This is a genomic window from Prosthecobacter fluviatilis, from assembly GCF_055388355.1.
This window is the reverse complement of sequence record NZ_AP043782.1, coordinates 472,731-498,320: the sequence shown is the minus strand read 5'-3', so window position 1 is coordinate 498,320 and position 25,590 is coordinate 472,731. Positions and strand designations below refer to the sequence as shown.

Below are 25,590 nucleotides of genomic sequence, written 5' to 3'. Positions count from 1 at the left end.
GAGGTTGGAAGTGGAGGACGCCGTCAGGCCGGTCAGCGCGAAGGTGGCGCCTTCGAGAATGTTGAACGTACCGAGCGCACTGTCACGCATGTCGAGTTTGGAGCCTGCGCCCAGGTTCAGGCTGGCCCCTTCGGTGCTGATGGTGGTGCTGCCGACATTGATGACCGTGGTAGGCGCGCCGGTGGCCACGGTCGCCATGAGGGACACACCAGAACCGACGGTGATGGCGGTGTTGCCCAGTGTGGCAAAGGTGGCGCTGCCGCTCGTGTTTTGGATCTGCAAACCACCCGCTGTGCCGCCGATGGTGGTGGCACCGCTGTAGGTGTTTTTTCCGGTGAGCGTCTGGAGTCCCGTGCCGGTCTTGACCAGGATGAGATTTCCCGTGGTGGCCACGCCGCCCTTGGTGTCGGTGAGGATGCCTGCGTACGTCGTGCTGGTGTTGTCTGCACCGACGGTCAGTGTGGCCGAAGTACCGGTGACGGAGTTGGTGATCATCCCGCCGGTGGTGGTGGTGTCTCCAGCGAGGGAGCCGAGAGTTTCAGACTTGCCATTGAGATCGAAAGCAGCACCCGCGGCGACGATAAGGGCCGAGGCGTCTGGAATCACCGCGGCGAGGCCGAGCTGGAGCACGCCGCCGGAGACAGTGGTGGAACCGCCGTAGTTGTTGGCCGAGGAGCTGAGGATCAGGGTGCCCGCGCCCGCCTTGGTCAGGTTTGTGCCGCCGGTGATCTGGCCGCTAATGGTAGCGGTGACCTGTGGGCTTGCGACGGTGATGGTGTGCGAACCCGCAGCGAGGGTCATGGTGTTGACCAGAGTCAGGTTGTGCGTGGCGGCCGTGCCGCCAAAGGTGAAGTCGCCGACGACGTTGGTGGCATTGCCAATGCTGCGCGCGGCGGTACCGGCCAGGATGGTGGTGCCGGAGCCGATGGTGATGGTGCCCGTGCCGTAAGGCGTGGTGGCTGCGGTGTTGTCAAAGATCACCGTGCCCTGCTCAATGTTCAGGCCGCCGGCCAGCACATGCGCCGTGGAACCGCTGAGAACGAGCGAGCCCGTGCCGCGCTTCTTGATCGTGCCACCGCCCGTGGTGGTGAGCGGCGCGGAGATGATCAGGCCTTCGGGAGAGAGGCCGTTCACGGTGATGACGGGAGACGCATTTGTCAGCGTCAGCCCTGTGCCGCTGATGGTCGGCGTGCTGGCCAGATTGTCATTGGTCACGGTGATGGCGTTGGCGGCGCTGAGATTGAGCAGTGTGGCCGTGGCCACCGTGGGTGTGGCCGTGCCGCCGTTGCCATTGAAGGTCAGGCTGGAGAGCGTGTTCGTGCCAAACATCGTCAGCGTGCCGCCGCCGTTGATCAGCACGCTGGCGGATTGAGCGATCTGGTTGGCGATCGTTTCCGTGACCGTCGCGCCGTTGTTGATGACCAGGCTGTAGCCCGTGATGGTGGAGCTGCCGTTGGTGCCCGCTCCGGCGGCAATCGAAACGTTGCTGGTGCCATTTGCGCTGGCATTGCTGAGAGTCAGCGTGCCTGCATTGACCACCGTGCCGCCGGTGTAGGTGTTGTTGCTGGCGCTGGAGATGGTGAGGCCCGCCGTGCCGGATTTGACGAGGCTGACCATGTTGCCGCTGACGCCTGCGTTGTAAGTGCCGTTGTCCGCGATGACCAGTCCGGTGGAGAGCGACATGAGGCCGGTGTTGTTGGCGTAGATGTCCAGCTCGGCTGCGGTGCCGTTGTTGGCTCCCGCCGTCAGAATTCCGTTTTGCAGGGTTGTGGTTCCGGACGTGCCAATGCTGGTGCGCATGATGCCACCTGATGTGATGATCAGCGCACCCGCCCCCAGATCGAGAATCTGCGCCCCGGCTGCGGCTCCGGTAAGCTGCAGGGAGTTCACGGTGTTGCCACCTGCGGCGAGGTTGATCGCAGCGGTGATCCCGCTGAACTGATAGTTGCCGCTGGCGGTGGTGGTGCTTTGAGAGCCTGTGGCGCTGACAACCGTGTAGGCCGCGGCGTTCAGGGCGGAGATGCCGGCGGCGGTGAGTGCGGCATTCCCCGTGGCAGTTGTAGCGGAGGCGTTCTGCGAGATGGTAAACACCGTCGCGCTGGTGATGCCCGTGATGTAGGAACCGACGGGAATGGCCGTGCCACTGATCTGCTGGCCGACGATCATGGTGGTGGTGTCCCCTGAGGTGAGGGTCACGATGTTGCTGTTGAAGGTCGTCGCGACGTTTCCGGTCAGTGTCTGTGCCGAGATGTTGGTGGCCCAGTTGTCGTTGGTGGCGGCTGTCGCTCCCACCGTGGCCCAGCCACCGAGCAGGCCGCTGGCGAGCGTGCCGCCATTGAGGTTGTTCACAAAAATCTGCGCGCTTCCGGGCAGCGTCTGGCCTAGAGCCGTGCCAGTGAACATGGCGACCGCACCTGTGCCGATGGTGCGTGTGAGATTGTCGATGGTCAGCGCCGCGGTGTTGTTGGTGGCGGCAGCAGGAGCGGTGACGGTGATCGTGCTGAGCCCCTGATTGAGTGCCACGCCCGTGCCCATGCCGATGGTTTCAGCGGTGGATGATTGATTGGCCCCGGTGAGATTGATGGTGCCGGAGTTCAGGGTGATGGCCGCCGTGCTGGAGATGCGTGTGTTGCTGGCAGAGAGGCCGCTGTTCACGAGAGAGAGCGTGGCACCGCTGACGGTGAAAGTGGTGCTGGCGAGAGATCCGCTGTCCTGCAGCACGAGGGAGCCTCCCTGAACATTGGTCGTGCCCGTGTAGGTGTTGGCGCTGGTGAGTGTGAGGGAACCAGTTCCGGCCTTGTAGAGATTGATGGCGTTGTTGCTCGAGCCACCGCCGATCACACCGCCAAAGGTGGTTCCATTGGAGGTGGTGAAAAGATTGGCAGTGGTCGCGCTGATGATGGAGCCGCCGCTTCCGCCGACGGTGTTGTTGTTGCTGAGTCCGGCCACGGCCTGATCCTTGCCATTGAGATCCAAAGTGCCGGCATTGACGAAGAGATTCTGTAGTGTGGCCACGGTGGCGGTGGGGGCGACGAGAAGGGTGTTGGCGGAGCCGCTGTTGAGCTTGAGCACGCCGCCGTTGATTGTCGTGGGTCCGGCATAGTAGGCGGCGTTGTTCAGATTCAGCGTGCCGCCGTCCGCCTTGACCAGACCGCCGGTGGTGCCAAGCAGGAAGGCATTCAGATTGAGCACGGAGGTGCCGGTGACGTGAATTTGGAACTGGACGTTTCCGGACGTGGTGATGGATCCGGCATTGATCGTGCTGGTGCCATCATAGGTATTGAGGATGCCACCGGTGTTGAGGAGCAGTGCATTGAGCACGCCGGTGTTGGTGTAGTTTTGAATGACCGAGCCCTGGGCAGCCTGGCCGCCCCCAGTGGAGGTGATGGCAAAGGCGGTGTTCAAGGTCAGACTGTTGAGCGAGGTCGCAGCGTTGTAGGTCTGCGTGGCGCTGAAGTTGCCAAAGTTTGTGGTCAGACTGCTGGTGAGCGTGGTGGCCAGCTCGCTGGTGGCCATGGCGCGCAGGTAGGTGCCTGCACCGGTGTCTTTCACGAGGAACCCCGTGCCCGTGCCTGTGGCGGAGGCGTCTGCGATGATGTCCGCACGAATGGTCATGGTGCTGGTTCCACTGGCGCCGCCGCCCTGGGTCACACCGGCTATGGCCACGCCGGCGGTAGCACTGAATGCACTGGACGTGGTCATGTTTGCAAGGCCAGCTCCGGTGGTGGAAGACAATCCGCGGATGAGCAGGCTGCCGCCGCTGGCCAGGGCTTCCGCTGTCAGTGTGGTGGCGGTGAACGTGGTGTTCCCGCCTGTGCCGCCGTTGAGGGTCAGGGAGCCGCCGCCATTTGAGACGGTCAGAGTGGCGACGGTTTCAGATGTGTTAGTGCTGGCCACGCTGGTGCCGTTCAGTATCACGGAGCCGCCCTGGATGGTCAGCGCCTTGCCGCCGAGACGGTTGGTCAGATTGTTCAGGGTGTTGTCAATGGTGAGCGAGCCGGTGGAGGCGATGGTGTCTGCAAAGGAGATCATGCCAAAGGCGCCGCTGAGAGTCACCCCGCCCTGATACACCGTCATGCTGCCGCTGGCGGTGTTCAGATTCGTTAGGGTCAGCGTGCCGCCGCCGATCTTGGTAAGGCCGAGCGAGGTGCCCTGCGCCATGATGCCGTCAAACTGATAGCTGCCGCTCGCACCGTTGCCCACCGTGAGGACCGCCGTTCCCGAGGCTGTGACGAGACCGGAGCCAGAGAGTGCGCCGATGGTAGTCGCCATACTGGCGATGTCAAAAACACCGCCAGCGCCCACAGACACCGCACCGGTGAGCGGAAGCGCATTGGCCACCCCCATCTGGAGCAGACCGCCGCTGACCGTGGTGGTGCCGGTATAGGAGTTGCCACCGCTGCTGAGCTTCAAAATGCCATTGCCAGCCTTGTTCAGACCTGCAGAGCCGGAGATGGCGCCGCCCAGCGTGGAGGTGTTCTGCGGGCTGCTGACGGTGATGGTGCGAGTGGCGCTGCCCAGATTGACAGCACCATTGAGGATCACGCCATTGGCAGCCACCATGCCACCAAAGGTGAAGTCACCGTTGACTGTCACGTTGTTGGATACGGTCTGAATGGCGGCGCCGGACTGCAGGGTGGTCCCTCCGGCGATTGTCAGCGTGCCGATGCCTAGCGGACCTGTGCTGCTCTGAATGAGCGGAACGCCCGCCGCTGTCAGCGAACTGCTGGCGCCAAGGATAAGCGTGCCCTCATTCAACTGAACGCCTCCGTTGAAAGTGCTGGCACCACCGAGCACGAGCGAGCCAGAACCAGCTTTGATAATGCCTGCCGCAGAGCTGGTGCCACCGATGAGGTTCTGAATGACGTTATTCAAAATCAAATCAATCGGCGAGAGCCCGGAGGTGGTGATGGTGCGATTCAGCGCCGCGAGCTCCCAGATCGTTGCATTCGAGATAATTGGCGTGCTGCCGTAACTGTCATTGACCGCCGTGATGGCATTGGTCGTACCGCTGAGCACAAAGGTGCCGCCAGTGATGTTGGTCGTGGCCTGCGCTCCACCGGCGCCATTGAAGGTCAGAGTGGCGAAGGCATTGGTGCCGACGAGGGTCAGCACGCCGGCATTGCCATTGAAGGTGATGTTGCTGCCGGAGGCTATCTGCCCGCTGAGAGTTTCCGTGACATTGCCGTTGTTGAGGATCAAATCTCCCGGAACTTGGACACTGCCTAGGGTGCCGCTCAAAGTCAGCGATCCCGCCCCCTGGTTCACAATGGTCGGCCCGGAATAGGAATTGGAATACCCGCCGATGGTGGGCGAGCCGATCGTGGTGGCCACATTGGTACCGGCAGTGACGCCTGCGCCCGTGGTGATCGTGAAGGTCGTGGGCCCCGTGATGGCGGTAATGAATTCACCGGCGGGAATGCTCGGATTTCCTGTGACAGGCATGCCCACATAGAGGCCAATGGTACTGGCCACAGTGACCGTAGCAGAACCCGCCGTGGTGCTGGCCTGCACTCCGGTGATGCTGCCGCCGGAGGGATTGAGCGCGGCACCGATGGTGAACGGAGCAGACGTCACAGTCATAAGTGCTGGAACGGAGAGCACAAAGTGTGTACTGTCTGTGATGCTGCTGACCGTGGCCCCTATGGGGATGCCTGCACCATTGACGCTTTGACCGGGAACAAGCCCGGCTGTGCTGGCCACCGTGACCGTCGCGCTCGAAGCGAGCGTGGCGCCCGACACCGTGAGTCCTACTGGCTGCAGCCCAAAGTATTCATTCGCAGCACCGGTCGTCGTGGCGTTTTGGGAGAGGGTGACCATGGTGACGCCCGTGCCCTGAACGATGCCGGTAACGGTGGCCCCTTGAGGGATGCCATTCCCCTGCACCGACTGGCCGACGAACAAGGTGGGTGTGCCCAGAACGGTGATGGTGTTGCTGCCGCTGACCGTGCTCGCAGTGAGTGACTGTGCAGTCGGCGCCGAGGCGGTGGTGGTGATGATGGTGGCTACACTGCCGCCGGTGCCAGTGGCTGGGGCGGAGATCGTAAAGATTGTCGGACTGATGATGGACGTGATCGTCGCGCCTGCCGGAATGTTCGCATTTCCTGAGATGACCTCGCCAATATAGAGACCGCTCGTGGAGGTGGAAAGGGTCACGACATTGCTGCCCGCAGTGGTGCTGGCCAAGGCGGTGGTGGCGGTGGATGCGGCGATCGTTCCGAAGAGCACCGTGGCGGCACTGGTGGGCACTGTGGAGAAAGAGCCATTCAGCGTAACAATGTTTCCGGAGACACTGGCCACCGTGGTCGCGGTGAGCGCGCCCCCCCCTGCGGCAGCAGCGGCGAGGCTCACGCTCATGCCAGGGTAGATGACACTGCCGGCAGGGACGGTGATCGTATTGCTGGTGAAGCCGCTGTTTGGAATGGTCAGCACCTGCGAGGTGGGCAGGGAGAACTGAGTACCGGCGGCGGTGGTGCTGCCCGTAACGACATTCGCGCTGAGCGTGTAGTGCGTGGCGTCCGTGATGCCGATGACCACTGCCCCTGCGGTCTGCCCCGCGCTGGCATTGACCACCTGACCGATCGCAAGGCCGGCGGTGCCTGTCACCGTGACGATGTTTGAACTGGTGGTGGTGGAGGTCGTCCACACCGTCGGCAGAACATTAAGCGTCGTGGTGCTGGCGCCGGACTTCACGAGCGTGAGAAGGTTGCTGTTGCTGTAGTTCGTGATGGCGCTGTTGATCGTGGCCGTGTTGTTGGCGTAGTTGTAAAGAGTGGAGGACGTGTTGGTGGGTGCCCCAGCAGTGAGACGGCCGCCAGCAAGGACACTGGCTGCGCCGTTGGTGAGCAAACCGCCGGAAGCGATGTCGATGGCATCTCCCAGCGTGCTCTGTGTCACAGTCGAGACGGCGGAGATGCGCAGGGAGTTGATTGTGCGGCTGGTGACGTTGGTGGCACTCGCGGCAATGGTGATGTTGTCAGTGGCCACGCCAGCAGTGAGCAGGCTGGCAGAGTAAGCACCAAACGGCGTGGTGCTGTTAATGGAGAGGCCAAGTGCGCCCACACCCATGGCTCCTGTCACAGGATCAATGGTGGAGCGATAGCTGGCAAAGTCTGTGCCGCCCACCACCGCCCAGCCGCCGATGATGCCATTCACGAGCGTGGGAGCCGAAGTGATGATGATTTGAGAATTGGACGACGCCGTGAGGGGAGCGAGACCATTCATGCCGAGAACGGAGGCGCCAAGCGTACCACCACCCACCGTAAAGTTGACGGTCGCGGTGCCGCTTTGATTCAGGCTGGCGAGTGTCCATACCGCAGACCCCGTACCTGTGGCGCTGCTGCCGAACAGGTTGGCAGCGATGATGCTGCCACCGGAGACCAGATTGAGAGCACCGGCAATGCCCAGGGCATCGGTTCCCTGCTTTGCACCGAGGGTCAAAGTGCCGCCTACCAGATTAATGGAAGACGAGCCGGTGCGGGATGTCAGCGCAGACAGCCCGGAATTGTCCAGAGTCAGGCCAGAGTAATACACCGTAATGGCACCGTCGTTGGTGATCGTGCCACTGTCCTTGAGGGTCAGCGTGCCGCCACGGATGTTGGTGAGCATGTTCGCGTTGCGACCGTCCGTATTGGTCAGCACCAGATTGTTCCCGCCTGATTTATCGAGGGTGATGTTTCCGGCAATCGTACCTAGGAAGGTCGTCGTCGCCGTGCTGGGAATGGTGTAAAGCGTGGCGGTGGTGCCGGTGTTTGTCACCGTGCCCGCCGCGCCGGGCAGAAGATTGCCATTGGTCTGAGTCAGGGATGCGATGGCCTGGCTGAAGCCATTGAGATCCACGGTGCCGCCGTTGAGATTGAGCGCGGCTGTAGTGACGACGGTGGCCGTGGGGATGACGAGGAGGGTGTTGGCACCGCTGGTGAGATCAAGCTCTCCGGCATTCACAAAGGTGGCCCCGGAGATGAGGCTGGATTTTTGCAGATTGAGGATACCGCTGTCAGCCTTCACCAACGCACCGCTGCCGACGAGGTAGGAGTTCACGGTGAGCGTGTCCAAGGTGTGGAATATGAGTCCTGCCGCCCCCTGGGTAAGCGCACCGCCGGTGAATCCAGCGTTGCCCGTTTTCGAGACCACGGCCCCGCTGGTGATCGTCAGTGTGTTGAGCGCGCCAGATGCATTGAAGAGCATGGTGCCAGTGGCAAGACTGGTGGCGTAGTTCACGGCGATGCCACCGCCGGTCGAGGTCACGCCACCGCCGCTGCTCAGGGTCAGCGAGTTGATGGTGGTCGATGCGTAGAGATTCAGATTCTGCGAAGTGGCAAAGACATTCGATCCGGCAGCTGCATTGGAGGCCGTACCGACCAATGCGGTGATGGCCCCTGGAGTCGCCGTGCCGAGATAGCTGCCGGTGGGTGCAAAGTAACCGAGCGCCGTGTCCGCCGAGGTGAGGAGGCGGAAGCCGTTGGTGTCTGAAGTGACTAGGCCAGTGCCAGTGCTGTCAGAGCCGATGATGTCGGGGCGAATGCCACTGACCAAGGTGGGGGTGGTGGCGAAGACATTGACGCGTCCTGTGCCGGCTGCGGCTCCGCCGAGGATGCCTGTGGTGGAAATGACGAGCGTCCCGGTGTTGGTGGCGCTCTGGGCGGTGACTGTTGTGATGTTCACCGTCGTGCCGAAGGCTCCCGTGCTGGGCGTGAGGTTGAATAGGCTTTGACCGGCCACGAGGGTCATGGTGCCGAGTGTTTCGGTGAGTGATGCATTGTTGTTGCCCAGGTAGTTCAGCGTACCGCCCTGGAAGTTCAAAATGCGGGTCGTGCCGGAGATCGCCACTGCGCCACCGAGACGGTTGTTGATCGCATTGGCGGCAGCGCCGCTGTTGTCCAGCGTGAGCACGCCTCCCTGGGAGAGTGTTTCTACTGCGAAGCCGATCTTTCCGGTCGTGCCGCTGAGAGTGACCGTGCCGGCATTCACCAGCAATGTGCCGCTGATGCCTGCGCTGCTGTCGCCGGTGAGCACCCAGTTGCCGGAACCAATCTTCGTCACATTGAGCACACCGCCTGTGGAACCGGTTGTGAAGTAGTCGCTGCTGAAGGTCCCGGCAAAAGTGCCCCCGGTACTGTCACCAGTGACAAGCGTTCCCGCCGTGGCCACGCTGAAGTTCTTGATGATGGCCCCTGCGACGCCCGTGATCGTCCCCACCTGCAGGTTGGTCTGGCCGCGCATGTCGAGAATGTTGCCGCTGTAGCCCAGATTGATCGTGGTGCCCGCGTAGTTGGAATTTGCGCCGAGCACGATCGCACCGCTGGAACCGTCGGTGAAACCGAAGGTGTTCGCGACATAGCTGACACCGCCGAACTGAAGCGCTCCGGTTCCGGCTTTGAGGATCGTGCCGCTGGAGAGAATGTTGCTGTTGATGGTGAGACCGAGCTGGTTGTTGCCGTTCACCGCGGCATTGGTGACTGGATCCACGGTCACCGTCGTGCTGCTTGCGAGGCTGAGCAGCCCGAGCAGGGCCGGCACCGCACGCACATCATCAAGACTGGTGGAGGTGATGCCGCCCGTGAGAGTCAGCGCACCTGCGCCCGTGAGGACGATCGGTCCATTCCCTGCGGTGCCTCCACCCTGGCTGTTGAAGACGAGGCTGCCGATGGTTTCATTAAAGCCATTGAGCGTCCACTGCGCACCACCGCGCACGGTCACGGTGGCGCTGTCGGCGATCTGCTGCGAAGCCAGATTCACCACCTGGGCATTCGCGATGGGCATGGAGTCCGTGGCATTGTTATTGCCACCGCTGATGATGAGACTGCCGGTGATGGCATTGCCTGCACCGCTGAGGTTGTTGAGATTCACCACCATGGCGTTCACATAGGCAGTGCCCAGATAGGTATTGGCTCCGGCCAGTGTCAGCGTGGGTGTGCTGGTGCTCTGGCTCAGACCGTCCATGACGAGGTTCAGACCGCCGCTCACACCATTGTCGATGATGGAGGAGTTCACCGTGAGGACGTTGGCTCCCACGTGCAGGAAGAGTTCAGACTGCCCTGAGCCCGCTGTGAGCTGGCCTCGAACCGCCGTGCTGCCGATCGATGTTGCAAAGTTGTTGGTTCCCACGAGCAGACCGCCGCTGGTGAGTATCAGCGTATCGGTGCCCGAGCTGAAGGAAAGGGCGCGTGCCGCCGTGAGACCGTTCCAGGTCAGCGTGTTCACGACGGCGCCGCCGGTTGGCACGGTGATGGCCGTGTCACCGAAGCGCAGATTGCTTGTGCTGGTGGAGGTGGCAAAACTGGTGGTCTGCATGGCAGCGGTCAGTCCCCGCACCCCGGTGACAGGATCGTAAGTGGCAAATTCTGCGTTGGCCGTTGTGCTGGCGACGACAGAGTCCAGCCCGATAACAGTGGCCCAGCCGCCGATGATGCCATTGGTCAGAGTGGGCGCCGTGGTGAAAAGGATGGAGGGGTTGTCTCCCATCGTGCCGGTGCCTGCATAAAAGTTCAGCGTGGCCCCGAGGCTGCGTGAAAATGCCCCCGTGATGTTCAGGGTCGCCGTCCCGATGCCCGTCCCTGCCCCGGCGCCGGCCCCTACGTCCAGACGCAGTTCGTTTGCTGCGCCGGTCAAGGCAAGGCTTCCAATGGAAGCACTGCCAGCAGTGCCGCTGCGGCTGATGAACTGGAAGGCACCGCCATTGAGCGTGAGCGGCACGTTTGAGGCAAGACGGTTGCTCATGGCCTGAATGCCGGTGTCGTTCCACTGAAGGACCGCGTTGCGGACGAAGATACCGCTGGTGGCGGAGAGCCTGCCCTGATCGATCAGGGAAACGACACTCCCCTGAATCGTAGTGCTGCCGGCATAGCTGTTGTTGTCATGCATGGAGAGTGTGAATGCCCCTGTCTTGACGAAATTGATGATGTGCGACGCGTCTCCGGTGATCTGCCCCGCCCAGTCCGCTGCGGCACTGCTGGCGATGGTGAGGGTGGAGGCCGTGGTGGAGGTATTGGTCACGACGCCGCCTGTACCGGGCAGAATGCCCACGCTGGTAAAGTTGCCAGTGGTCTGCGTGTTGCCATTCAGGTCCAGCGTAGCGCCTGCATTCACGGTGAGCGCGCTGGCGTTCAGCGTAGAGGTGAGCGTGGAAATCGCAGGACCGGTGGTGGCAAGGAAGAAGAGGCTGTTGGTGGTGGGAGACGCGGCAGCAAGCTGCAGCGTCCCCAGATTGATGCGCGTCTGACCGGTGTAGTTGTTCTGCGCTGCACCCAGGATCAGGGTGCCATTGCCGCTCTTTGTCAGGCCGCTGGTGGATGGAGCGATGACGCCACCCAGAGCGGCATTGACCGTCAGCGTCGTGCCGCTGCCAGCGGTATGTATGATGATTTCACGCGTAGAACCACTGGCATTGGCCGCATTGATAAAGCCGCCGCCGACCGCGCCGATGGTGGAGCTCACAGTGGCCAGGATGCCGCCGCTCTCCACGGTCACATTGCGTCCGGAGTTGATCGTCAGCGTTGGATTCAGGGCTGTGCTGAAGGTCAGGGAGTTGACGTTCGTCGATGTATAAGCAGTGGCTGCCGTACCCGCATAAGTGCCGATGGCGGCACCGGCCGTGAGAGCCGTCGTCGTGTTGAGCAGGATGTTGTTGGAGGCCGTGAAAGTGGTGTCCATTTCCGTCCCTGCCACCAGTGCACGAAGTCCATTTGTCCCATAGAAGGCGAAGCTGACACCAGAACCGCCGCTGCCAGTGTCATCCACGATCATCCAGGGAATGATGGCCGCGTTCTTGGCGGCGGCAGCTCCCGCCTGACCGATGGCCGTGGGCGCGCCACCGAGCACCACGTTGGTCTTGCCGACCGTGAGCACAGCGGCGGTGCCCAGGCCGGCACCACGAATGAGCAAGGTTCCCGTGTTGGCCGCACGAGTGATGGTGTTCGTGCTGGTGGTGGACAGCGCCAGGGTGGAGGTGGCATTGACATCCAGCGTGATCAGATTGAAGCCGCCGGCAATCGTCAGGCTGTTGGCCCCCAGGGATTCATTCTGCGCCGTGATGTTGCCGGTATTGGCCGTCAGCAGCAGCGTGCCGCCGTTCATGGTAATGGCGTGGGAATTGAGCCGGTTCACCGAAGTGGCACCGAGCCCGGTGTAATCGAGCTGAAGCGTGTTGGAGGGGGTGAGGCCGGTGACGGGGCCGCCGTTGATATTGATCGCGGTGGTGGTGGTGCCTAGCATCGTGGTAGATGCGCCGGAGATCACCACTTTGCCCAAGGCCACGGTCAGGCCCGTCACGGTGGAGGCGGAGGTCACGCCGGTGAGTCTCAGGGTGTTGGCCCCCACCTTGGTAAGTGTGGTGCTGCCGGTCACCTGCGCCCCGAGTGTGAGATCGCCAAAGGTGGTGGCGCCAAGCCCGCTGGTTGAGTTGATGTAGTTCGTACCGATGCTGGTGGCGCCCCCGAGCGTGACAACGCCTGCGTAGCTGGCTGCGGTGGTGGAGGTGTTGATCAATGCGCCGAGCGAGCTGACGCTGCCGTAGCCTGTAATCGTGCCGCTGCCGCCGTAGCCGACGCCGGAGATGGTCAGGGCGTTGGCATTGGTGAGTGTCATGCCGTTCAAGTCGAGAACGGCACCGGTGGCAATGGTGATCGTGTTGGACGCAGCGCCCAGGGCTCCGGCGTTGCCCAGCTTGAGCGTACCGAGCGAGATGCTGGTATTGAAAACCTGGGTGCCGTTGCTGGCATTGAGCGTCAGAGTATTCGTACCCTGTTTCGTCAGAGTGATGCCGCTGCCGCCCACAATGGAGTTCAGCGTGAGGTCGCCATTGCCACCCACCGTGGAGCTGGAGCCCAGGGTGAGTATGCCGCTCAGGCTGGCGGCGGTGAGGCTGCTGTTCCACAGGGCGCCGCTGGAGCCTGCGGCAAGAACGGCCGTCGGTGTGGCGGAGGCGGAGGGAATGAGCGCCCCCGCGCCATTGATCGTCACATTTCCAGCCACCGAAGTCTGGCCATTGAGATCAAGCATGCCTGAGGCATTGAAGTAATAGGTGCCGGAAGCGCTGGAGACAGCGGCCTGGGAGAGCGTCACCGTGGTGCCGCTGATGGCGGTGATGTACGTACCCACAGGGATGCCTGTGCCGGAAACGCTCATGCCGACCTGCAGGGAAAGCGAGGTGGCTGTGTCAGCGCCTGCCAGCGTGAGCGTCGTGGAACCGCTGGTCACTGTTGGCAGAGAGGTCGTCGAGGAGTTGATGTTGCGAATGAGCGTACCGCCGAGGCTGGCCGTGGTACCGCCGCTCAGGGCTGACGCACTGTTGAGCTGGACAAAACCGGACTGGATGACGAGGTCGCCTGTGAAGCCGGTATTGCTGCCACCGAGGATCAAAGAGCCGGTGCCTGCCTTGTACATGGCATTCGCAGTGCCGCCACCTGCATGAGTGATGGCACCGATCAAATTGAGAGTTCCCGCGCCCTGGCTGGCGGTGTTTGTGGTGGCGATGACCACGCCGTTCCCAATCGTGATCGCCCCATCCACACCGACCCATCCTGCGCCGTAGATGCCGTTCGCACCGTTCACGATGTTGAGCTTCGAGTTGTTGTTCAAGACCATGGCCGTGCCGGTCATTGGCGCGATCACAGCGCCCAGCGGCGAGGCAAGCGTGTCGATGGTGGCCGAAGCGCCGGCAGCGAGGGTGTAGTTGTTGTTAATGATCGCCGCAAAGTTGTAGCTGTTGGCCGCAGTCGGCGCCGCCGTGGCATAGAAGAGATTGCTGGAGGAGATGGACTGGAAGCCGCCCGTGGCCCCGGCCACGGTATTGCCCACGCCATTGCTGGCTGTGTCAGCACCTGAGTAGAGCAGCCGGTAGGAGCCGGAACTCGTGGCATTGTAGGCGGTGTAGGTGATGGTATGGTAGCCGCTGCTAAGCGTGATCTGTCCATTCCCCGTGGCCTCGGTCAGCCCGGCATGAGGACCGATGTCGCTGATGAGCAGCTGACCGTCGATGTAAAGCACGCTCGCGTCATCCGAGGCGCTGCGAAAAGTGTAGGTGCCGCCCGTGGTGATTTTCAGCAGCCCTTGCAGCGTGCTGATGCCGTTGGTGAATGAGGCCGAGGTCGCTGCCGCACGATTGTTCATGCTTGCATCGTTCAGCAGGCCCACGGTGCCGACGCCGGAGAAGCCGATGCCCGCCACATTGACATTGAGAACTCCCTGCGCGGCAGCAAGGCTGCTGTAGCCGGCATTTAAACCACCAGCCGTGTAGCCAGCCGGCGTGGTGGATGGCGCTGTCGAGGGCGCTTGAATCAGCAGCGGGTAGTAGCTGCTGCCATTGTAGCTGGAAAGCTCAATAGGATTGGTGGCAACGGTCGTGGTCGTGCCCTGAGTCACGATGTCGGGGAAATACAGGGAACCCAGGCCGATGTTGACCGGCTTGTTTCCAGCCGTGTAACCGTAGACGTAGGCCGTCGTGCCAGCTGCGACGTTGAAGCGGGGAGCCCCCGTCGTGTCTGTGACGTTTTGGAAGATGATCGAATACGCGTTGGCGCTGGTCAGATTCAGCACCTGCGTTCCGGTCATCGTCAGCTGCGGCACTTTGATGGCGTTGCCTGTGCCGTTGCCAGAGACCGTCACGCCGATGCCGGCCGCATTGCCCACGAAGAGGTTCGCATAGTTGGAGTCCGGATTGACGGTGATCGACAGTCCCTGATAAACAATGAGACCGCTGTTGCTCAGACCATTGTTCTCAAGCGCCAGAGTGCCATTGCTGGTGATCGTAACATTGGCATTGGCCAGAGGCTGTGGAGTGTTGCCTGTGACTCCCCCCAGCACCATGACACCTTCATTGACGATGATGGAACCGCCAAAGCTGTTGTTGTTGGTCAGAGCCAGAGTGCCAAGACCGGTCTTGATGATGCTCGAAGCCCCGCCGCCCGCACCACCGTTATCGGTGATGACACCACCCAGCGTGAGGAATGTTCCGGGAACATCCACATTCACCGTTGTGCTGCCAGAATTGAGGGTCAGAGATCCGTTCAGCGTCAAACCATTTGGTCCTTTGTAGCTGAGATCATTGCCACCCAATACCAGCGCATTGGAGATCACGTTGGCGGCTGATGTCGAAGTCAGGTAGGTGCCTGTGCCGATGGTGAACGTGCCCGTGCCGAGAGGCCCGCTGATCACCGCGCCACCCACGCCAGCGGTAATGCTGCTGCCACCGATGGCTATGCCACCTGCAGAGAGATTCACACCACCGTCAAATGTGCTGGCACCGCTCATTTGCAGCAGCCCGTTGCCCGCCTTGGTGATGCCAACGCCCGCACCTGTCGTGCCGATGCCCACGATTGGAGAAGCAATGGAGAGAGAGGCCGTCAGCTGGGTGACCGTGCTGCCTGCGATCTGGATGGGGTTCACCGTGATGGTGTTCTGGCCCGTGGCGAGACCGAGGGATGCAACGCTGATGAGGGAGACGGTGGCTGGATTGCTGGAGCTTGCTGTGATGGGAGCTGAACTCGATAGATTGAGCACGCTCACCGGTATGGTCGTGGCCGTGGTCACGGTGGGAGCCCCTTCACCACCGTTGTTGTTAAACACAAGACTGTTCAGCGTCTGCGTGCCGGCCAGATTCACAGTGGACTTGCCGATGATGGTCAGGGTGTTGCTGGACTCTATCTGGCCGCCGATGCCGACCGCATTGCCTCCGGAAGCGCTGATGCCAACATTCAGCGTGGTGGCGGTCACGCCGGTGGCGGCGCCCACGAGCGTGAGTCCGCCGCCCGGAATCACGATGGTGCCGGCGGTCGCGGCCGCGAGATTCACGGTGCCCTGATTGATGACCGTGCCACCTGTGTAGGTGTTTGCAGCGGTGAGTGTGAGTGTGCCAGTGCCAGCCTTGTTCAGGCGCGTCACACTCCCCAGGCCGTTGTCCTGAATGATGGAATTGATCACCATGTCGGAGGCAAAGGTCAGGGTCTGCGCGCCGCTGGTGGAAAGAGCATTGTAGTTGATGGACAACTGGGTTCCGCTCAGCACCTGGGTGATGTATGCGCCGGTGGGGATGCCCGTCCCGCTGATCGCCATGCCTGCAAAGAGACCAGTGGTCGAAGTGATGGTGACCACGTTGCTGTTGGCCACCGTGCCCGTACCGGCGACACCCGTGCCTGTGACAGTACTTGCGGTGTTATATACCACCAGCTCAGAAGTGCCCGATGTTGCCGTGCCGCCTGTAGTCAGGAAGCCGCGGACCCCGGGCGTGCCGATCATGGTGGACCCCACGCCGCTGTTGCTGTGAAGGAGCCCCCCCTTGATGATGTTCAGCACATCGTCCGGGCTGGTGAACGCCAGGTCGTTTTCAGCCACACCGGCAAAGCGCAGGTAGTCCGTGGTCGCACCGCCAGACGGCAGAGTGATCACCTGGTTGATGCCGGCGATGCCGTTGAGAATGTTGGTCACGTTGCCTGCGCCAAAGCCGTTGAGCGTGCCGCCAGAGTAGGTGTTCAGCACGTTGGCTCCCGCCACCGCCGTGGTGGTGGTGACGGTACCTCCGGACATGTAGCCGCCGGCGTAGCCTTGATATCCAACGGTTCCCACTGCGCCGATGCCCATCGAGGGATTGAAGCCCGCCCATGTGTCCGAGTTGGCAATGGCCCAGGCCCCGATGACGCCGGTGGCGGTGCTGTACCCCATGCTGGCGCTGTTGGTGACGAGAATGCGCGGGTTCGAGCCATCAGCCCCCAGCGTGGTGCCGAGGAAGTTCAGGATGGCGTCCGCTGTGCGTGTGATGCTGGCGAAACCCAGGTCTGCATTCGAAAACGTACCGGTGCCCCCGATGGCCACCGAGATGGTGCTGACACCCGAGGCTGCAGTGAGGGCCCCCAGGCTCTCGGCAGTGTAGGTGTTGGCGCGTCCGGTGAGAATGATGTTGCCAGCGTTGATGGAAATCGTCGCCGCGTCATTGATGCGGTCATTGTTGTTGGTGAACAGATCCGTGTTGTTGTTCAGGCTGAGGTTCGCATAATTCAGCGTGATGGAGGAGGTGTTGGAGAGCGTGGCATTATCCTGAAGCGTGAGCCCGCCCCCCAGAATGATCGTGGCACCGTAGTAGGGGTTGGCGGAAAGCATCAGGGTGGTGTTGCCGTTGACCCGGGCAAACGTGATGGCATTGGCCAGGCTGCCGGTGATGCTGCCTGCCCAGGTGCCAGTGGTGGCGTTGGAAACCAGCAAAGCGGGTCCATTGCTACTGGTGACCGTACCGCCAGCCCCAGGAACCACGCCGCCATTGCTGCTGAAGTTGCCCACGTATTGCACGGTGCCGTTCAGATCCAGCGTGGCTCCGTAGTTCACCGTCAGCGCGCCTCCGTTGTCAAACAGGGTGTTGTTCCCGGCCGCAAGCTTCGTGGTGCCGCCGTTGAGAACAGTGGCCCCGGTGTAAAACTGCCGGGCGGTGATGTTGAGATTTCCGCTGAGCCCCTTGGTCAGCCCGCTGATGGCTACACTGGCCACGGGGCTCGCTGTGTTCGGGAAGAAGTTGGTGCCTGCGAGATTTTGATTGGTCACCAGGGTGCCGACGAGCGTGCCGCCGAGATTCAAGGTGGAACCGCTCGCCACCTGGATGATGGCTTCCGTGCCCGTCGTGCTGGGATTGGCAGTGGTGGTCACGTTCACCGGCGCCAGCACAATGCGTGTGGCGTTCAGCGTGTTCGTACCGCCATTCACCAAAATGCCACCGCTGCTCAGGGTGAGTGAGAGATCGCTGGCCAGCCCCGTTGCGGCATCCGTGCCCACACCCACGGTGAGGCCGTTGCCGTTGATGGAGAGTGCATTGAGCATGCGACCGCCCGGTGCAGCCCCGGCTGAATAGAGTGCATTCGTGGTACTGCCCGTCACCTGCAGCGTGATCGTCGGCGTCGAGATCAGGCTCGCAAGTGTGACATCAGCTGGAGTGCTGTAGTTGGTAAAAGTGGTGAGACCATTGGCCCCCATGGCCGCCCAGGAGGTGCCTCCGATGGTGATGCGGGGAAGCAGCGCATTGGCGGAAGAGGTGATCGCCCCATACGCAGGCACACCGAAAGTGATCCCACTCCCGGAGGCCACTCCGGAAGCAGCCACAGCCTGGCTCAGTGTGACCGTGGTGCTGGTGAGGCTCGAAATCGTGGTGCCGTTCAGGATGCCGACACCCGTCACAGCCTGGCCGGTGGCAAGCCCCGTCGTTGAGGCAACGGTAAGGGTGGTCCCTGTCACGGTGGCTGCGCTTGTGTTCAACAAGCTGCCAAAGTTCACCTGGTTGGTGCTGGTGCCGAGGGCCACATTGGAGGTGACATCCAGTGTGCTGCCGGCGTTGACGGTCAGTGAGGAGAAGTTCAGCTTGGTGGTGCCGCCGTTGCTGGTGATGTTCATGGCGCTCTGGCCGCTTGTCCCCATGACCAGAGCCCCGGCTCCTGTGCCGGCTGTGCCCTCAATGCTTCCCGCGCTGTTGCCGATGAAATTGAACGTGCCACCGGCGAGTGTCAGCGGATGATTGGCCAGACGATTGCCCAGGGCGGATCCGCTGTTGTCCAGCGTAAGTGTTGCGGAAGGATTCACGGTAATGCCGGACGTGCCGCTCAGGGCGCCAGCCGCTCCGTTGATCACCGTCGTACCGCTGTTCAGCGTGGTGGCTCCGGTATAGAGGTTGGCTGCCGTCAGCGTCAGCGTACCGGTGCCCGAATAAGCGAGGGCGTTTGCGCCTGTGCCTGCGTTATAGACACCGCTGATGAGCACATTGCCAGAACCGGCCAGAGTCAGGGTTGAGGCGGCGGTGTTGGTGATCCCCCCGGAGAGAATGAAGGATGACCCGCCGGCAATGTTGTTGGTCATCAACCGGCTGGCCCCAAGAGCCAGCACACCGGCAAACTCAATCGAGTTGCTCCCGGACAGCACGGTCACAGAACTGGTGATAGACACGGGATTGACGATGGCATTGGTCCCTGTCAGCGCCAGGGAGCCGGCACTCAGCGTTCCCCCGCCAAAGGTGAAAGTTCCGGCCGAGGTGCCAAAGGGATTCTTGGCATTCACGATGACATTCCCCTCCGTCAAGCTCACCCCGCCGGTATGCGCATTGCTCGCGTTCAGGGTCACTGTGCCGAGCGTGTTGAAGGTCAGCAGCGAAGTGTAGGTCGAGGGCAGGCCTGCATTGAAGATGGTGTTTCCTGTGCCTCCGAGGGTCAGCGCCGCACTGGCAGTCACCGAAAAAGGACCGCCGAATGTCAGCGTGCCACTGGGGGCGATGTTGTTGAAGATGGAGCCTGCAGCTCCCAGGTTGATGATGGTGGTGCCGGTGAATGCGATGGAGTTCAGGCCATTGAAGGTGAAATTGATGCCGGAAGAGCCCGTGAGAGAAACGGTGCTGGCGATGGTGGTTCCCGCCGAATTCAGCGTAAACATCCCGCCTGTGGCTCCCAGAGTGAGCAGTGTGCCTGCGCTCATGCCCAGCGGATTGGCGCTGCTGGCGGAGATGGTGCTCCAGCCGGAGCCAATGCCCAGGAAACCATCGGAGATGGTGACGCCGCCGGTAAAGGTGTTGGCCCCGTTCAGGATCCAGACACCGCCGTTGCCCTTGGTCAGGGACAGGCTTCCCCCATTGTCTGCCAGCACAGAGGTGATGGTGTTGGCATCGCGGCTTTCCCCCGTCAAAGTCAACCCCTTGGCACCGCTGCCAAGATTGATGATCTTGGTGATGTTCAACGCTCCGCTGCCACTGGAGTCGATGGTGTTGCTGGCGGTGGTCGTGTTGAGATTGATGGTGCGTGTGACCGTTTCGCCAGTGCCGACGTAGAGGAGGTAGCCACCGGCAGTGGTGCCATTGCCGAGGTTCAGCGTTCCGGTGGCATCACCAAAGGAACTCGACATGCCGCCTGCCCCAATGCTTTGAACCGCAAAGGCACCTCCCCCGCTGATGAAGGTGTTGCCGGTGTAGGTGTTTGCCCCATTGATGAGGAACATGGTGCCTGCGGGTGTGGACAAAGTCAGCGAGCTGCCGGTGGCTCCGCTGATGTTACCGGCCAGCGTGTAGATGTCAGCAGCGGTGGTTCCATTGTCCGTGACGGTGATGGTTCTTGCGCCCCCGTTCAGATCGATAGGATTCAGAATGGTCGTGTCTGAAAGTGCGGTGGCAGAGCCCAGCAGCAAGGTGCCGCTGGTGAAAGTGGAAGAGCCAAAGGTCAGCGTCGACAGCGACGAAAGACCGCCGATGGCAACAATGAGCGAAGAGCCTGATGCCGCAAAGCCACCGTTGGAGGAACCTGAGAGCCACTGCACCTGCCCTGCCCCCGTGCCCAGACTGCGTGTGAAAATGCCGGAGGTCTCCAGCACCCCGCCTGCCAGCACCAGATTGCTGTTGGCAGAGAGACTGCCGACACTGCCAAAGGTCAGGGACGTTCCGCTGGCCACGGTGTTTGCGGTGCTCAGCCGGATCTGCAAAGGGCCGAGGATGCTGGCAATCGTGGTCCCGGGGGCAATGCCGGCACCGGTGACCGTCTGGCCCACCGCGAGTCCCGCCGTGCTGGCGAGATCCAGCACCGTCGAGGCGGTGGCATTGGCAACAGTAGTCGCTGTGGTGAGCGTGGAGCCTGCGTCCTGGGCGCGCAGAGTGCCCGCCGAGATGGTGGTGGCGCCGCTGTAAGTGTTGGCGGCGTTGCCGAGGATCCACAGGCCCGTGCCCGCCTTGGTCACGCTGAGCGCCGTGCTGTCTATGGTGTTGTTGATAAGCTTCAGGTCGATCTCGTTGTCTCCCGTGGAGTTGCCCTGCAGCGTCAGCGTCTTCGCACCGGAGGTGGAGAAGGCAATAGATCCGGTGTTGGTGAACCAGATGGCTGCGTTGTTCTGGTTGCCGGTGCCGACGGCTGAGTTCCCATATCCTCCTGAGGAATCCAGGGCTCCATTGCCCGCGAGTGTGAAAAGGCGGTTCGTCTGCACGGACGGTGACTGGATGGTCGAAAGGAAGGAGTTGCTGTTTTGCCCTATGTATTGAAGCACGCCCGCCGCAGCACCTGCGGAGCTGCCGAGGACAAGGCTGGCGGCATTCCCCTGGGCGCTGCCAGTGCCAATGCTGCTGACGCTGCCGTAATTGGCCAGGAGTGACACGGCCAGAGTGCCCTGGGCGATGGTGGTCACACCGCTGTATGTGTTGTAACCGATGCTGCCCAGTGTCTGCCCAGTGGGAGTGGTGCTGGAGACGGCTCCGTTGAGAGGATTCAGATACTGCGTGCCCGAGCCGTTTTTGGTGACATTGAGCACGCCATCACCATCTTTCAGCAGACCGGAGAAACCGGCGCTGGCCGTGGTGGTGACGTTGTACGCACCAATGTTCAGCGTGGCTGCCGTGTTGCTGCCGCCACCGCTGTTGGTGACAGTGCCCGCACCTGTGAGCGCGCCGATCGTGATGGTATTGCCCGCGCCTGCGGCGTTGAGGTCGAGCACGGCATCCTGGCGGACAGCGGTAATGTTGCCAACAGTGGTGATGGCGCCCAGCGTGGCAGTGGCGCCCGACAGCTGAAGGGTGCCTGCGTCGATGTTGACGTTGCCGGTGAAGGCATTCGCGCCGCTGATGATCAGCTTGCCCGAGCCTGCCTTGGTCAGAGCCCCTGCACCGCTGCTGATGGCTGCGCTGATGGTGAGAGTGTTGTCGTTGTTGCTGCCACCGGTATAGACGATGATTTCACTGCCTGCACCGCCCAGCGTGAAAGATGCGGAGCTGGCGCTGATGGTGGCCGAGCCTGTGGAGTTGTCGAAAAGTACGCCGCTGGTGCTGCCCGCCGTGCCGAGTGTCAGCACTCCGCCAAGGGTCAGAGAAGTATTGCCGGAGATCTTGAGCGCATTGATCGTTTCCGGCGCCGTGGTGGTGACTGTGCCGCTGCTCAGCCAGTAGGTGCTGGTAGCGGTGGAAAGCGAGGCGGGCAGCCCGGACACATAGCCCGCATAGGCAGACACCACGTAGGGCCCTGTGCCCGTCACGGTGGCAAAGTCCACCGCGCTGGTGGTTGGGTTTGTGTAGTAGGCGAAACCGTTGTTCGTGGTGAGGCCGATGATTCCGTTCACCAGAGTGGGCGAAGTGGTGAAGCGTATGGCAGTGCCAGCGCCGGCACTGAAGTTAAGCACCGCACCTGCGCCGCGCGTGCCGATGGGGGTGGCATTGCCAAAGGTAAGTGTCGGCGTGCCACCGTTGGCCGTGGTGGTGATGTTCCCCTGTCCTGCAGTGGGAATGAGCTGCCCGACGGTCATCGCCGTGGCTCCTGCGGCCGCAGATCCAAGCATCTGAAAAGTGCCTCCGGCATATCCGTTTCCAGTGAGGACATCCGTGGAGAACACCAGGTTGTTGCTGCTTGTCAGCGGCGCGGAGCCGTTGCCGCTGGCTGCCGTGGGCTGGACCTGCAGCGTACCGCCCGCCACCGTCACTGTGCCGCTGAAGCTCTGCGCCACACCGGTGGCCCCGACACTGCCAAAATACAGCGTGCTGCCTGCACCGATGGCAGTGGCAATGGTGTTGTTGAAAACCACATTGTTGCCGTAGATGGCCGTGATGAAAGTCCCGGCAGGCACGTTGGCCCCCGTCACGCTTTGGCCCACGACCAGTCCCGAGGCATTCGCCAGAGTGACAACGTTGGTGTTGGCGGCGCCGTTAAAGCTCAGTGCTGAGGAGGCGGCAATGGCTGCGGTCGTGGCAGCACTCAGCGTGATGGTGTTGGTGGTGCTGTTGATCGCTGTAATGTAGGTGCCCGCTGGAAGGCCCGCGCTTGCAGTAACGATCATCCCCACATTCAGCCCCGTCGTGCTGGCGAGTGTCACAGACGTGCTTCCTGAGGCGGTACTGCCGCTGGTCGCAATGGTGGGAATGGTGGCCGCAGATGAGGCCTCACCGCCAAAGACGATGGAAGCACCGCTGCTGATGGCACCGGACGTGCCCACACTGAGGGTGACCGTGGTGGCCGTCAGCGCACTGATGTATGTCCCCGCGGCGATGCCTGTACCGAAGACCTGCTGTCCCACCGCCAGCCCATTGGTACTGGCAAAATTCAGCACCGTTCCGCCACTTGAGGTGGTGTTGTTCGTGGCCACCGTGGCGCCTGCGGCCACTGCTGCAGCTGCGTAGGAAGAAGCCGCCGGCGCATAGAGCCAGGTGCCGGAACCGCCTTTGATGAGCGAGGTCCTGTTCGCCGCGAGAACACCATTGTCCAGGATCACGCCAGTGATCTGATTGATCACCGCAGCTGTGCCCGTGTTGTTGTACCCTTCCAGGTAGAGTGTTTTGGCCCCCGCTCCCGGAGCGGCGATGCTGCTGGTCAGCGTGAGCCCCGTGGCCCCAGTGTTTGCCGCCGCCTGCTGCTGATTGGCAAACAGCACCGCCCCACCCGTCGTGCCTGAAAGCAGGATGGCCTTGTTGGAAGTTTCCCCCACACCGCCTGCGGCTGATCCCAGGTAATTCAGAATGCCGTTGGTGGTGGTGCTTCCAATCTGGATGCCACCACTGCCCGTGCCCGTGGTAGTGTTCACATTGAGCGCACTCAGGGCATTGACGTACACACTGCCGTTGGTGATGTTAAATACGCCGACATTGGTGGAGGCTGTACCTTGAATGGCCAGAGCACCATACCCGGCCTTGGACCAGATCTGGTCCACGTTGCCCACGGAGCTCAGCAGGTTGCCGGTCAGCAGCACATCACCGTTGGCGGTGATGGTATAGGTCCGGGTGGCGGTGCTGTCCTGGGAGAGAAAGCTCGTGTTCAGCGTGAGCAGTCCGTTCAGGCTGCTGGTATAGCTGTGGTTGTTCCCGGCGGTGGCAGAGAAGCCATAGGCGATCGTCCCTCCAGACCCAATGGTGATCCCATAGCCGTCATTGCCGTTGAAAGTGGTCACGAGCGCGCTGGTGGAAAACAGTGCTTCATTGAGACCTGGAGAGACGACGCCGTTCACACTGGCGCCGCCAATGGTGACGGTTTGATTGATGCCCACACCTCCGACTGAGCGCCCGGCATAAATGGTGGAACCAGCGGCATTGACATAGGCAACCGTCTTTTTCGAGAAGTCCGTGTTGCCTTCATCCACGCGCAGTTCGTAGGTGCCGGCGTAGGAATAAATGGATTTGATGTCAACGGCGGCTCCCAGGGCACCCGGCGAGTAGGCACGGAGGAAAGAGCCGGTCACTTCCACTGCTCCGAGGAAGTTGTTGTAAGGGTTGGCCAGGGTGACCTGACCAAGCAGACCGCCGCCACTCCAACGGTAGAATGAAAGAGAGCCCACAGTCCCTCCGGTCACGAAACCGTTGAAGCTGGAGTTGCCATAGCCGTTGATCTGAAGGTCAAGCCCGCCGGCAATGTTGATCGTGGAGGCACTGGTGAAGTTCATGGTTCCAGCGACAGAAGCCACACGTGTCTCGGTGTTCGAGGCTGCGGTGAAGATGCCGCTGAAATTATTGTTGCCGATGTTCACCAAGGCATATCCGGCGCTGTTGTTGGCACCACTGATGCCGTAGCCCGCCACGCCCAGATTGCGGGTAAAATTGAGCCCTGTGGTGCCGCCCTGCACCACCAGCGCACCACCGGCGAGCGAGCTGTTCAAGCCCGCAACGGAGATCGTCGTGGTGGAGGCCCCCAGCTGCCCCATGTTGCTGATGACCAGGGTGCCGCCGAGGACGTTGGTAAATCCGGTGTAGCTGTTGTTGTTGGTCAGGTACACCACACCTCCGCCCGTTATCGCCAGGGACCCGCTGCCGGACAGCAGACCGGCAAAAGTGTTCCATGAACTGGAGTTGGCGATGTTTGTGTTCACAGAATAGCCGCCCACAGCCGAAGTAAGCGCTCCGCCGATCGTCAGCACCGCGCCATTCCCCAGCACCACGTTTCCGCCCAGCGCACCGCCGCCAGAGAGAGAGCCCACGGATTGATTGAAGCCATTGAGATCCAGCGTGGCTCCCGCGACATTGGCCAGAGAGAGCGCCGAGCCCGCACTGAGAGCATAGGCGCTTCCTGCCTTCAGGGTACCTGCCAGAATGCTGGTGGCCCCTGTATATGAGTTGCTGCCAGAAAGTGTCACGATGCCCGTGCCCGTGCTGTTGATGGTCAGCCCTCCTGCGCCACTGATGCCACCGCTGCTCGTCATATCCCCGCTGGATGTGTTGGCGAGGGTGAGAAGGTTGCCACCATTGGTGATGCTCCCCACAATGGAAAGCAGACCACCGGAGCTGTTGGTGAATGATTCGGCTGCACCCAGCGCCAAAGTCAGCTTGCTGTCACCGATCGTGATCGTCCCGCTGGAAGCCCCCACCGCAATCCCCCCTGCCCCGAGGGTGAGAACCTGCGCCAGCCCGTTGCTGACGAGTGTGTACCCGGAGGTATCAAAGCTCAGCCCGCCAGCGGTGATTCCTGCGGCCAGGGTGACCAGACCGCCCGCGCCCTGAAAGGCCGCCGTGTTTCCGCCTGCATTATTCCAGATGTCATCAGTTCCACCTCCAAGCCAGTTGGAAGTGGTCATGTCCCAAGTACCGGCACCTCCACTGCCACTTTGATCCTGCGCGGGATCCCAGATCACAGTCGCTGCGCTCAAAGGCACAGGCAGCGTCATCAGAGGCATCAGCAAAAACAGACACAT

Annotated in this window: 1 protein-coding gene (cut by a window edge); it reads right to left on the bottom strand. The window is 61.8% G+C overall.

Annotation, left to right across the window (positions count from 1 at the left end):
• Nucleotides 1-25,590: the 5' portion of an autotransporter-associated beta strand repeat-containing protein gene (locus ACZ5WW_RS01745; protein ID WP_377169428.1), read on the bottom strand. Its footprint begins 1,722 nt before the window's first position; only the first 25,590 of its 27,312 coding nucleotides appear in the window; it begins with the start codon at nt 25,588-25,590; its stop codon lies off the left edge, out of view.